This is a genomic window from Pseudomonas sp. MDT1-17 (assembly GCF_054898105.1).
Window position 1 is genome coordinate 1,948,697 of sequence record NZ_JBUBVM010000001.1, and the last position, 13,208, is coordinate 1,961,904.

9 protein-coding genes are annotated in these 13,208 nt (G+C 59.1%); 5 read left to right on the forward strand and 4 right to left on the reverse strand.

Features of this window, described 5'->3' with window-relative positions:
* Positions 1-27: 27 nt before the first annotated feature.
* Positions 28-2,223 (reverse strand): hypothetical protein, encoded by a 2,196-nt coding sequence (locus ACYZTX_RS08905; protein ID WP_462033755.1) that lies wholly within the window; start codon positions 2,221-2,223, stop codon positions 28-30.
* A gap of 197 nt (positions 2,224-2,420) precedes the next feature.
* Here ACYZTX_RS08905 and ACYZTX_RS08910 point away from each other — a divergent pair, with 197 nt between their 5' ends.
* On the forward strand, positions 2,421-3,317 hold the full coding sequence (locus tag ACYZTX_RS08910; RefSeq protein ID WP_462033756.1) for an NAD(P)-dependent oxidoreductase: 897 nt from the start codon (positions 2,421-2,423) through the stop codon (positions 3,315-3,317).
* Here ACYZTX_RS08910 and ACYZTX_RS08915 read toward each other — a convergent pair.
* Complete coding sequence (locus tag ACYZTX_RS08915; RefSeq protein ID WP_462033757.1) at positions 3,208-5,490, reverse strand: putative bifunctional diguanylate cyclase/phosphodiesterase; 2,283 nt, start codon at positions 5,488-5,490, stop codon at positions 3,208-3,210. The genes ACYZTX_RS08910 and ACYZTX_RS08915 overlap by 110 nt on opposite strands.
* A gap of 291 nt (positions 5,491-5,781) precedes the next feature.
* On the opposite strand from ACYZTX_RS08915, the gene ACYZTX_RS08920 reads away from it, so the two are divergent.
* On the forward strand, positions 5,782-7,131 hold the full coding sequence (locus ACYZTX_RS08920; RefSeq protein WP_462033758.1) for a spinster family MFS transporter: 1,350 nt from the start codon (positions 5,782-5,784) through the stop codon (positions 7,129-7,131).
* 169 nt (positions 7,132-7,300) lie between these two features.
* Here the strand turns inward: ACYZTX_RS08920 and rapA are convergent, their stop codons facing one another.
* Positions 7,301-10,147, reverse strand: coding sequence for an RNA polymerase-associated protein RapA (gene rapA / locus ACYZTX_RS08925; protein ID WP_462033759.1), 2,847 nt, complete (start codon positions 10,145-10,147; stop codon positions 7,301-7,303).
* A 218-nt stretch (positions 10,148-10,365) separates the two neighbouring features.
* Between rapA and ACYZTX_RS08930 the strand changes: the two genes are divergently transcribed.
* The 3 genes from ACYZTX_RS08930 to ccoM all read left to right on the forward strand — a co-directional run bounded on the left by ACYZTX_RS08930 (position 10,366) and on the right by ccoM (position 11,199).
* Entirely contained in the window at positions 10,366-10,707 is a 342-nt protein-coding gene (locus ACYZTX_RS08930) for an aspartate-semialdehyde dehydrogenase (protein WP_462033760.1), read from the forward strand.
* 72 nt (positions 10,708-10,779) lie between these two features.
* Positions 10,780-10,941: a hypothetical protein gene (locus tag ACYZTX_RS08935; RefSeq protein WP_007935839.1), complete on the forward strand. Its 162-nt coding sequence runs from the start codon at positions 10,780-10,782 to the stop codon at positions 10,939-10,941.
* Positions 10,942-11,085: 144 nt separating this feature from the next.
* Entirely contained in the window at positions 11,086-11,199 is a 114-nt protein-coding gene (gene ccoM / locus ACYZTX_RS08940) for a cytochrome c oxidase subunit CcoM (protein WP_282381713.1), read from the forward strand.
* Between the two features lie 267 nt (positions 11,200-11,466).
* On the opposite strand, the gene ACYZTX_RS08945 is transcribed toward ccoM, so the two are convergent.
* Entirely contained in the window at positions 11,467-12,942 is a 1,476-nt protein-coding gene (locus tag ACYZTX_RS08945) for an inorganic phosphate transporter (RefSeq protein WP_462033761.1), read from the reverse strand.
* Between the last annotated feature and the right edge of the window lie 266 nt (positions 12,943-13,208).

Below are 13,208 nucleotides of genomic sequence, written 5' to 3' on the forward strand. Positions count from 1 at the left end.
GGCTGCGATCTTTTCAGGCATACCCCCTTAAGCGGTTTTGCCAGTATGGTTATTCAGCGAAATAACCTTGGTCTTGCCAATCCGGTGACGGTAGATCTCGCGCAAGTACTTGATCGCCTTCTTCACGCAATCGCGCGACAAGCGAATGTCGTTGATCGAGACAAACTTGTCCTTGTCGTTGATCAGCTCGCGGTACTTCTTCTCGTACATCGGTTTGATCGCGTACCAATTGGTGTCGAGAATCTTCGCCGGGTTCTCGAATTCGTTGAGCAAGTCGTCGATCAGGCCTTCGTCGAATTCTTCGTTGATGATGAAGTCCAGGATCGAGTTATCCAGGGTATCGTCAAAGCGGTACGGGTTTTTCGCGAAGCAACGCTTGATGAAGGCCACGATCAGCGTCAGGAAGTCGTCCGACAGGCACGGGCTCTTGGCGATCAGGGTAGTCAGCGACAGGTTGGCCGAGGCGCCGATTACCAGCGCATAACGCTTGAGCGTGGTGTTCGGGAACAGGCTGTTGAGGTGAGTCTTCAACCGGTTCAGGTCCATGTAGGACAACTTGTAGTCTTTGGGCAACGAAACGATCGAGACCACCGACGAGCAGTTCTTGAAGAAGTGCAGATCGTGCAATGCGGCCGCGTCATAGCCCGAATTCTTGTACTGCTCCAGCGAGGCGCGATAGCGCTTGGACTCGATCGGCAACAGGCTGATGCCTTCGATCGCCTGGGTCACTTTGTTGAAGTGCGGCAGGTCGATGGAGCGGAAGAACAGGTCGTCGATGTTCAGGCGCTGCGGTTCTTTCTCGAACACCTTGAACTTGTCGCTGCTCGGCGGCGGGGTTTCCGGCACCACGGACTCGGCGTAGGCAATTGCTACCGGGCCGGCCAGACTCATGAACAGGTCGTTGGCGTCGAGGCGAATGGTTTCGCCAATGTCGATGCCGGCGCGACGGAAATAGTTCTGGTCGTAGTCAGTCGTGACCGCCTGCGCCGTCAGAATGTTGAAGATCTGCTGTGAGATGTATTGGTTGGCGTGCTTTTCCATCGCGTTGACGTCGATGTTCTGAATGTTGCCGTCATCGCTTTCTTCGGCATAACGCATGATGTCGTTGGAGATCAGCATCATGGCGTTCCATGGACGGATACGGCCCATGACACTGGCTTCGCTGCTGTCTTCATTGGCGAAGTTGTAGGAGAAGTCCCACTCTTCCGACAGGTACTTGCACAGCAGGCGACCGGCGTTGATGTGCAGCGCCTCGGACATTTCGCTTCGGTGGTCGGAAATGTTCGGCAGCACGCAGATACCGCTGGTGAAGATTGGCTCGAAGACGAAGGCATGGCCGCTTTTGCTGTCGTGTTCATCCATCGGCTTGGTGTCGAACGTCTTGTTCATGTACGAGTGCTGCTGGGCCAGGCCGAATTCCGAGGCCATGCCCGAACCGGTACCGCCGCCAGCACTGAAGATCGAGAAATACAGGCGCGACTGGTTGGCCTTGATGCCGCAGCTGTCGATCAGGTACGAGTGAATCATCTTCCAGTCAGGGCTGGAGAAACGCTGGGTGTCCTTGTTCAGGATGATCTTGGCCAGATACTGACCGAGGATCGGCGCGTTACCGGCGCCACCGGCGTGGACTTCCGACAAGTCCATGATTTTCATTTTGCTGTAGTCGCGCAGGAAACCGCTTTTTTCACCCTTGCGCGAGAAACGGATACGGCCGGCGATGTCTTTGTCCAGGTCGCCAAGCATGACCAGCGGTTCTACCAGGAACACCGGTTTGGTGGCCTTGTTCGACCCCAGACGCAGGTTGTTGCGAATCCACTGTGCCGGGCTGTAGCCTTTTTCGGCGAAGCGCTTGTCCGGCGACAGGCGGTCTTCGTTATTGAATTCGTTGAGGTAGAACTTGCGGGCGTTGTACACCAGCTCCGCCACGTCCAGCGCGATGTTCGAACCGCAGCGGCCCAGGCCGATCAGGCATACCGACGGGAATTCCTGATCGCTGTGCTGTTCGCTGTCGCCTTCCAGGTGCGGTGGGCGCGGGAACACCATGTCGCGCAGGCCGTCGAGATTATCGAGGATGCGGTCGGTATTGGTTTCGGTGAAGTAGAGGTATTGCTGAGTCGCCAACGGGCGCGATGGCGTCAATGGCTTCGAGGGTGCGGGGCTGTTCGCCGCAGGGCTCAGCGTCAGATCGGATATCGCAGGGGCCGGATTGTTTTTAGAATTCATTGTGCGCCATGTACCTGGGCTGGTTGGTTGGCGACACGATGTCGTCGAACCATCACGGATGGGATCTCGCGTCTTTTTTTGGCGCGTATTTGGCCCAAGTGTCAGGGCCTTGGCCTGAGCATCGCTCGGGGGAATCCTTTCCTAAGTCATGATGAATCGGCCAATATTCGATGATCTTTAATCAAAAAGGAGGCCAAATGATGGCAGCGTTACCTTCGCTCGGGTTTGCCGGGATCGGCCTGATGGGCTTACCGATGTGCCGGCGTCTGCTGGCGGCGGGTTATCCGCTGACCGTATGGAACCGCAACCCGGAAAAGTGCGCGCCGTTGGTCGAGGCCGGCGCACGGCAAGTCGCCACGCCTGCGCAACTGTGTCAGCACGCCGACGTGGTGATGTTGTGCCTGGCGGACACTTCGGTGGTTCGTGAGGTGGTTTTTGGTCCGACTGGCCTTGCCGAGGGAGCAAAAAGGGGCCAAGTGCTGGTGGATTTTTCCAGCCTGGAACCCACGGCGACCCGGGAAATGGCCAAGGCGCTGATCAACACAACCGGCATGAGTTGGATGGACTCGCCCGTGTCTGGCGGTGTGTCTGGCGCCGAGGCTGGCAGCCTGGCGATCATGGTTGGCGGCACAACGGCAGATCTTGAGCGCGTGCGCCCGGTGTTGCTAACCGTTGGCCAGCGCGTGACGCACATGGGGGCAGTCGGGGCCGGACAGGTGACCAAGGTTTGCAATCAGATGATTGTTGCCTGCAATGCGCTAGTGATTGCCGAAGTGGTGGCGTTGGCTGAACGTTCCCAGGTCAATGCCAGCATGATTGCCGAAGCCCTGACCGGCGGTTTCGCCGATTCAAAACCCTTGCAAATCCTCGCCCCGCAAATGGCCGGCAGCTGTTTCGAACCCGTGAAATGGCACGTACGCACGTTGCTCAAGGATCTGGACGCTGCGGTGAGTTTTTCCCGTGAACAAGGCGCGGCCACACCGATCAGCGGATTGGCCGCACAACTGATGCGCCTGCATGGAAGCCAGGGTTATTTGCAAAAGGATCCGTCGACGTTAGTGCAGCTGTACCGCGAGTCAGGCTCAGAGGACTGACGGTGCGCGCGTGTTTGCGCTGGTTGATCTCGTTCAGCGCCGGATGCAACTCCGCCAGCGGCACCGGTCGACTGAGCAGGTAACCCTGCACGAAATCGCTGCCGTTGCGCTCCAGAAACGCGTACTGCTCAGGGGTTTCGACGCCTTCGGTGACCACCTGCAAATGCAGCGTGTGCGCCATGATGATGATTGCCTGGACGATTTCCATGTCTTGGGTGGCCTTGGGAATGTCCTGGATGAACGAACGGTCGATCTTCAGCGTGTTCAGCGGCAGACGCTTGAGGTAGGCCAGGGATGAATAACCGGTGCCGAAATCGTCGATCGACAGCGAGACCCCCAGGGCACAGATCTGCCTCAGCAACACCAGGGTGTTGGCGAGGTTGCTCATCAGCGCGTTTTCGGTCACTTCCAGTTCCAGTCGCTGTGGCGCCACCCCGGTGACGCGCAGGGCGTGTTCGATTTCATTGACCAGCTCCTCGCGCGCAAGGCTGAGGGGCGAGCAGTTCACAGCGATCGTGAGTTCTTCGCAACCCTGGCGGGACAGTTCACCCAAATCTTCGCAAGCTTTTTGCAACACCCAGTTATCCAGTTCGGCGATCAGGCCGTTGGCTTCGGCAATAGCAATGAATCGATCGGGTGCCAGCAACCCGTGAACCGGGTGTTGCCAACGAATCAATGCTTCGAGTTTGGTGACTCGGCCATTTTTCAGGTCATAGATCGGTTGGTAATACAGTATCAACCCGTCGTCTTTGCGCAGGGCATGCCGCAGTTCTTCTTCCAGTTGCAGTTCCAGCGTGGCGCGGCTTTTCAAGTGTGGACTGAAAAAATTCAGGCCATTGCGACCGCTGTCCTTGGATTGGTACAGCGCCAGGTCGGCGTTTTTCAACAACTCTTCGCAGGTATTGCCGTCTTGCGGGAACAGGCTGATGCCGATGCTGGTGGTCATGACCACGCTTCGTCCGGCCAGCTCGATGGGATCTTTCATTTTCAGCATGATGCGCTGAGCCATGAGCCGCGCTTCTTCAGGATCACGCAGGCCGATGAGGACGCAGAACTCGTCGCCACCGAAGCGCGCCACCACGTCGTCGTGGCCGCGCACCGAGCTTTTGATGTGGCTGGCCAGGACTTTGAGCAATTCGTCGCCGGCGTCATGACCCAGGCTGTCGTTGATCCGCTTGAAGTGATCGATATCGAGGAACATCACCGCCAGCATGCCGCCTTCGTTGGCTTTTTCGATCAGCTTCTCGGCGAAGATCTGATTGAAGCCCCGGCGGTTGATCAGGTTGGTCAATGCGTCGTAGTGCGCAACCAGTTGCAAGGACATTCGCGCCTGGTCCAGTTGACTGAGCAGGTTGTTGACCCTCTGCAGGTCGCTCTCCTTGTGTTGCAGCTTCTTGCCGGCGAGTGCTGCGCTAATGCTGCTGCCGATGATCAGCAACGTGATCGCCGCCACCGTCAGCCCCAGTTGCAGGTGGTTGTTATCGCCGGGCAGCGGCTGGAGGCTGTCGTCGGGCAGCACCAGACTGAGCGCCGCCATGCCGGTGAAGTGCATGCTGACGATGCCAGCCCCGAGCACCAGGCTGGCGGTGTATTTGAGGAGTTGATGAGACACACCGCTGCCTTCACGCAGGTGACTGGAAATCAGCAGTGCGGCCAGGCTGGCGCCAATCGAGATCACGATGGAGAGGGCGAACAGGAAGGGTTGGTAATAGGCCGTCGCATTCGAACGCATGGCGGCCATGCCCACGTAGTGCATGGTCGCGATGCCCAGGCCGATCCACACCGCAGCCCGTAAGTATTGCCAGAAATTCAGATGAGGATGGCTGAGGGTGTGCATCGCCAGCCACGAGGCCGTCAGTGCGAACAACAGCGAGATCACGGTGATGGGCAGTTGGTAATGGATTTCGATCGGTGCCTGGAGCGCCAGCATGCTGATGAAGTGCATGGCCCAGATACCGCCCGCCAGACTCCCGGCACCGACCCAGCACCAGAGGCGTTGGGTCGCGGATTTCTCTGCATGGCCAACCCGTTCGGCTATGTCCAGCGTGGCGAAGCCGGCCGCACACGCAACCACATAGGCCAGGAACACCAGAAAGGGATTATGGGCGCAATTGAGTATGACCTGCCCGCTCTCGGGCAGTTGAGTCGTGAAATATAAAGCAGGCCACTCCATCGTACGCCCCGCATTTGCCCTTCTGGCCGACACCATGAACCTGGCGAATGCATTGGAGTATAGGTGCCATGCACAAAGTGCAAGCGGTAGTGGCACATTGCTTTTGACTATTTTGGAATGAGTCGCAGAGTATCTAGAAATAAAATGTCGCATGAACGGTGTCTCATTACATGAGGCGCTATCAGCTTTACAAATAATGACAGACAGCTCTGGCGGGCCTGACTAAATTGCAGGTTCCGGGCTCGGATGCACTGGCAGTGAAGCCCCAATAACAATAAATGAGACGGACCCATGCAGAACTCGACCCAAGCGGCGAATGCCTGGCGCATTCTGTTCCTGCTGTTCCTCGCCAACCTGTTCAATTTCTTCGACCGCACCATTCCGGCCATCATCATCGAGCCGATCCGCATGGAATGGCACCTCAGCGACTTTCAGCTGGGGATCATCGGTACCGCATTCACGATCGTCTATGCGATTGCCGGTCTGCCTTTGGGGCGTATGGCCGATACCGGTTCGCGCAGCAAATTGATGGGCTGGGGCCTGGCGGCATGGAGCGGGCTGACAGCGGTCAACGGTCTGGTGGGCAGTTTCTGGAGTTTCCTGATCGTGCGCATGGGCATCGGCATTGGTGAAGCCAGTTACGCACCGGCCGCCAACTCGCTGATCGGCGACCTGTTCCCGGCCCACCGCCGGGCGCGGGCGATGGGCATTTTCATGCTCGGGCTACCCTTGGGGCTGTTGCTGGCATTCTTTACCATTGGCTGGATGGTCAAGGTGTTCGACAGCTGGCGCGCACCGTTCTTCATCGCGGCGGTGCCGGGGCTGATCCTGGCGATCTTCATGTTCTTCATCAAGGAACCGAAACGCGGCGCCGCGGAAAGCGTGCAGGTTTCGCAGGAACGCGTGGACCGGCCGATCCGTCGGGTGCTGGCGGTGCCGACTTTCTTGTGGCTGGTGATGGCGGGCCTGTGCTTCAACTTCGCCACGTATGCCTGCAACTCGTTTCTGGTGCCGATGCTGCAGCGATATTTCTTGATGCCGTTGCAGGAAGCGGCGGTGGCGACGGGGGTGATCGTCGGCGTGACCGGGTTGTTCGGCCTGACGCTGGGCGGTTGGGTCGCTGACAAGATTCACCAGCGGGTGGCCAGTGGTCGTCTGCTGTTTGCGGCATTCAGCATGATCATCTCGACGGTGTGCACCGCTTGGGCACTGCATTCCGGGCGGATCGAGATCGGGGTGTTTGTGGCGGTGTTCAGTGTGGGTTGGCTGTTTGCCTACAATTTCTACACCTGCGTTTACACCGCCATTCAGGACGTAGTCGAGCCGCGCTTGCGGGCCACGGCCGTGGCGCTGTTCTTTGCCGGGTTGTATTTGCTGGGTGGCGGTTTGGGCCCAGTAGTGGTGGGCGCCTTGTCCGATCACTTTGCGCATACGGCGATGCTGGCGGCGGGTGCTGAACAGATGACTGAGGCGTTCAAGGCTGTCGGCTTGCATGACGCGATGTACCTGATCCCGGTGGCGCTGTTTTTCACCATGGTGTTTCTGTTCCTGGCTTCGCGGTGTTTTGTGCGCGATGCCAAGCGGATGAAGGAAGGGTTGGTGGCGGTGGTTGAGCCAGGGGTTTCTGTAGCGACTGCGTGATCGCCTTCGCGAGCAAGCCCGCTCCCACAGGGGATCTGTTGCGTCAACAAATCCCCTGTGGGAGCGGGCTTGCTCGCGAAGAGGCCATCAGCAGCACATCAACAACCAGCCAGACAAAAAAAGGCCCGCATCGCTGCGGGCCTTTTGTTTTAGCGGTGGAGCAGGGGACTTAACCCGCCACCAACACCCGAATCGCTTCCAGTCGCAGCGCCGCCTTATCGAGCATGGCCAGGCCTTGCTCGCGTTGTTTGCGCAGGGCAACCAGTTCGCTGTCGCGCACCGTCGGGTTGACCGCTTGCAAGGCGGTCAGGCGCGCCAGTTCTTCGTCAGTGTCGGCGGCCAGGCGACGCTGCGCCTCAGCCACACGCTCGGCGTGACGCGGGGTGATCTTCTCTTCACCGGCGTTGATCCGAGGCGTCAGCTGATCGCGCTGGGCCTGGATGAACTTGTTGGCGCTGGCGCGCGGTACGCTTTCCAGTTGATCGTTCAGGGTTTCGAACGACACTCGACCCGACAGGTCGTTGCCATTGGCATCGAGCAGGCAGCGCAGGGCCGCCGGCGGCAGGTAACGGCCCAGTTGCAGCGAGCGCGGGGCAACCACTTCGCTGACATAGAGCAATTCCAGCAACACGGTGCCAGGTTTCAGCGCCTTGTTCTTGATCAGCGCCACGGCGGTGTTGCCCATGGAACCGGACAAGACCAGGTCCATGCCGCCCTGAACCATCGGGTGTTCCCAGGTAATGAACTGCATGTCTTCGCGAGACAGCGCCTGGTTGCGGTCGTAAGTGATGGTCACGCCTTCGTCGTCGCCCAGCGGGAAGCTGGCGTCGAGCATTTTTTCGCTCGGCTTGAGGATCAGGGCGTTTTCCGAGTGGTCTTCGCTGTCGATACCGAACGCGTCGAACAGGGTTTCCATGTAGATCGGCAGGGCGAACTGGTCGTCTTGCTCGAGGATGTCCTCGACCAGCGCATCACCTTCGCCAGCGCCGCCGGAGTTGAGTTCCAGCAAGCGGTCGCGACCGGTGTGCAGCTCGGCTTCCAGACGCTCACGCTCGGCGCGGGCTTCGTCAATCAGCGCTTGCCACTCGCCGTCGTCGGCGTTTTCCAGCAGTGGCAGCAGGCGTGGGCCGAACTGATGCTGCAAGGCGTTGCCGGTCGGGCAGGTGTTGAGAAACGCGTTCAGCGCTTCGTGGTACCACTGGAACAGGCGCTCTTGCGGGCTGGTTTCCAGGTACGGCACGTGCACCTGGATGATGTGCTTCTGGCCGATCCGGTCCAGACGACCGATACGCTGCTCCAGCAGGTCCGGGTGCGACGGCAGATCGAACAGCACCAAGTGGTGCGAGAACTGGAAATTGCGACCTTCACTGCCGATTTCCGAGCAGATCAGCACTTGTGCACCAAATTCTTCGTCGGCGAAGTAGGCGGCGGCGCGGTCACGCTCGAGGATGTTCATGCCCTCGTGGAAGACCGTGGCCGGGATGCCGGAACGCACGCGCAGGGCGTCTTCCAGGTCCATGGCGGTTTCGGCGTGGGCGCAGATCACCAGCACTTTGGTGCGCTTGAGCATTTTCAGCTGATCGATCAGCCACTCGACGCGCGGGTCGAATTTCCACCAGCGTTCTTCTTCATTGGCGTCTGGCTGGGCCTGGAAGCTGACTTCCGGGTACAGCTCGGCGTGATCGCCCAATGGCAGTTCGAGGTATTCGTCCGGGCACGGCAGCGGGTACGGGTGCAGTTTGCGTTCCGGGAAACCCTGCACGGCGGCGCGGGTGTTACGGAACAGCACGCGGCCGGTGCCGTGGCGATCGAGCAGTTCGCGGACCAGACGGGCGCTGGCTTCGATGTCGCCATCGTTGACGGCGGTCAGCAGGGCTTCGCCTTCGTTGCCGAGGAAACCGTGAATGGTCTTGTGCGCTTCCGGCGACAGGCGCCCCTTGTCCAGCAGCTCCTGCACGGCTTCAGCCACCGGGCGATAGTTTTCGCTCTCGGCACGGAAGGCGTGCAGGTCATGGAAACGGTTCGGGTCAAGCAGGCGCAGACGCGCGAAGTGGCTGTCCTGGCCCAGTTGCTCCGGGGTGGCGGTCAGCAGCAACACGCCGGGAATGACTTCGGCGAGTTGTTCAACCAGCGAGTACTCCGGGCTGGCTTTTTCTTCGTGCCACACCAGATGGTGCGCTTCGTCGACGACCATCATGTCCCAACCTGCCGCGAACAGCGCGTCCTGAGCCTTCTCGTCGTCCACCAGCCACTCGAGTGCAACCAGCGCGAGCTGGGTGTCTTCGAACGGGTTGGCGGCATCGCTTTCGATGAAGCGTTCTTCGTCGAACAGGGCGACTTGCAGGTTGAAGCGGCGGCGCATCTCGACCAGCCACTGGTGCTGAAGGTTCTCCGGAACCAGGATCAGCACGCGGTTGGCGCGGCCCGAAAGCAGTTGGCGATGGATGATCAGACCGGCTTCGATGGTTTTACCCAGGCCCACTTCGTCCGCCAGCAGGACGCGTGGCGCGATGCGGTCGGCGACTTCACGGGCGATGTGCAGTTGGTGCGCGATCGGCTGCGCCCGCACGCCGCCCAGGCCCCAGAGCGAGGATTGCAACTGGCGGCTGGTGTGTTCCAGGGTGTTGTAGCGCAGGGAGAACCAGGCCAGTGGGTCGATCTGCCCGGCGAACAAACGGTCGCTGGCCAGTCGGAACTGAATGAAGTTCGACAGCTGGGTTTCCGGCAGGGTGACCACTTCGTTCTGCGCGTTGAGGCCGTGGTAAACCAGCAGGCCGTCGACGTCGTCGACTTCCTGGACGGTCAGTTTCCAGCCTTCGAAGTGAGTAATGGAGTCACCCGGCGAGAACCGCACGCGGGTGAGGGGCGCATTCCGTAGCGCGTACTGGCGAGTCTCGCCAGTGGCCGGATAGAGCACGGTCAACAAGCGGCCGTCCTGTGCCAGAACGGTGCCTAAACCCAGCTCGGCTTCGCTGTCACTGATCCAGCGTTGCCCCGGTTGATACTGCTGCGCCATGCTGCCTGACTCCCACCTTGAAAAAGCGGGCTATCTTAACGGAATCAGGGCTTCAGGGCCAAAGGACTCTCATAAAAACTCGCAGTCTTACGTTAGCCCAGCGATGCGATGCTTGCCGGTCGGGGCACCAATCCGTGCCAAACCGGTCACAGTTTGCGACCGATGGCTCAAGTCGCCATCCCCGCAGCCGACAGCCTGCTGACAGGAGACTGATAATTATGCTGCCACCGATGCTCCCCCTGAGTGCCGTGCCGATCACGTCACAGCAGGACCCGATCCGCCAGCGCCCGGATATTCCGCCTGTCGTGCCGGTGCAGGAAAGCTCCAATGAAAGCACCATTGACCTGCAACAGCGCGATCCTGAGGAAGCGGCTTTTCAGCTGCGCGAGGAACAGCGACGCAAGCAGGAGCGGGAACGGCGTCGTCGTGAGGCCGATGAAGATCCGGAGGAGCATCTGGCGATTCCCGGTACCGAATTGAATGCTGACAATACTGTGCCGGTCGCGCCGTTGATGGAAGATCAGCCGCGCCAGGGGGTGTGGGTCGATATCCAGATTTAAGGTTGCGGCTGGTCAGCGCTGCCGTCAGACCTCATTATTACGACAACCCTGCCATACGATGCACTGAGCACCATGAGCCAAGACGACAAGCTGATCGACCTCAACTCTGAACGCGCCAAGCGGGTTCATGACCTTAATGAAAAGCGCCTGAACGAAGTACGCCAGGCGTTCGAGCAAGCCATGCCGTTGGGTAAAGCGAAGAAGAAGCCAAAGAACAAACCGAAAAAGCGTTGAAACACCCTGCATCGTTTGATGCAGGTCAGTTATTTCCCCTCCTTTACGCCCAGTCTCGGGCGACATTGATCCCGGTCAATTTTCTTTCCTGCTTGATTGGTTAACTTAGCCCTATCGCAATAAGGCAACTGCAGGAGGCCAGTCATGTTTTTCGACAACGTGGTGATCGCCGGAGTGCTGACTGTCGGCCTCATGGTTATGTTTTTTGCAGGGTTTGGATTTTTTATCTGGAAGGATTCGCATAAGCGCAAACCGTAGGTCTTTCTGGAAGCAATGAGCACGCAAGGCATTTTGGGCAACTTCGGTTGCCTTTTTTTTTGTCCGCAGTTTTCTATCGGGGTACACAGATCTACTGTGGGAGCGGGCTTGCTCGCGAAGGCGGCTTGGCAGCCAACATAGATGTCGAATGTTATGGCCTCTTCGCGAGCAAGCCCGCTCCCACAATTGTTCGGTGGTGTAGAGAAGTTTTCAGCCATAAAAAAGGCGCGAACCTTACGGAACGCGCCTTTTTTGTGCGGCTATGTATCAGCTGCCCAGTGCCTTCGATGCCAGCCAGAACAGGCCGGCCGACAGGCTCACTGTCGCCGGCAGGGTCAGGACCCAGGCCAGCAGGATGGTTCTGACGGTGCCGCCTTGCAGGCCGCTTTTGTTGGCAACCATGGTGCCGGCCACGCCCGAGGACAGGACGTGGGTGGTGGACACCGGCAGGCTGAAGATGTTGGCCATGCCGATCAGGCTCGCGGTAGTGATCTGTGCCGACATGCCTTGAGAGTAAGTCATGCCCTGCTTGCCGATCTTCTCGCCGATGGTCAGTACCACGCGTTTCCAGCCGACCATGGTGCCCAGGCCGAGTGCCAGGGCGACCGCCAGAATCACCCAGAACGGGGCGTATTCGGTGGTAGTGGTCAGGTCTTTGCGCAGCTTGTTCAGGTCAGCCTTTTCGCGGGCGTGGAGGCCTGGCAGCTTGCCGACTTTCTTCGCCGTGTCGTCCAGGCAGAGCAGATAACGACGCACTTCGATGCGGCTTTCCGACGGCAGCGAGTGGTAGTCGGCCACACCCTTGAGGGTGCCGAGCAGGGCGGTGATGGTCGGTTCGGTCTGTTGCGGGTTGCAACGGAATTTCTCCGGCAGATCGCCTTCCACGCTTTTGCCCAAGGCCAGGTATTCACCCAGCGTATCGGCATTGCGCTTGTAGAACTGGCTCAGGTGCAAGGTCGCGTCGCGAGTCCGCTCGATCTGGTAAGTCGTGCTGCCCAGGTCGAGCACGAACTGCGCCGGCACGATACCGATCAGCACCAGCATGATCAGGCCGATACCTTTCTGGCCATCGTTGGAGCCGTGCACGAAGCTCACGGCCATCGCCGAAATCACCAGCACCAGGCGGTTCCAGAACGGCGGGTGTTTCTTGTCATCGATCTTGCGGCGCTGTTCTGGCGTCTTGTGCATCTTCGACAGCGGACGCCACCATTTAAGGCCGATCAATATCAGGGCTGCGACCAGAAATCCGGCCATCGGCGAGAACACCAGGGACGCACCGATATCGATCGCTTTCTGCCAGTTCACGCCATCAGCCAACGGAATATCGTTGATCAACGCGTTGGCCAGGCCGACACCGAGGATCGAACCGATCAGCGTATGGGAGCTGGAAGCCGGGATACCGAAGTACCAGGTGCCCAGGTTCCAGGTGATGGCGGCGGCGAGCAGCGAGAACACCATGGCCAGCCCGTGACCGGTGTTCACATTGATCAGCAGCTCTACCGGCAGCAGGTGGACGATGGCATACGCCACGCCGACACCGCCCAGCAGCACGCCGAGAAAGTTGAACACACCGGAGAAGAACACCGCCAGATGAGGCGGCATGGCTTTGGTGTAGATAACAGTGGCCACCGCGTTAGCGGTGTCATGAAAGCCGTTGATGAACTCGAAGGCGAGGACAAAGGCCAGGGCGAGCAAGAGGCTCACAAGCACCCAAGCATCCAGTCCGCTGAATAAATCGATCATGAAGGTTTTCTGACCCGGTCGTAAGGGGGCGCGATTATGCCAGAAAAGACTGCTAATCGATGCACTAGGTGCTCATCGGTAACATTCTTCAATGAAATAGTTTGTGGCGACAGCCTAAGCCCCAGGTTTTTGCCGGGTTTTGCAAGTCATTGAATTCTTTGGAAAGGCAGCAGCCACAAGGGTTCCCCTCGTTGGAAGAAGAGGCTTGAACGCTTGTGTGAAATATCTGAAAAGAGGGCCAGGCATGAGCCATTTGCCTCATCCGG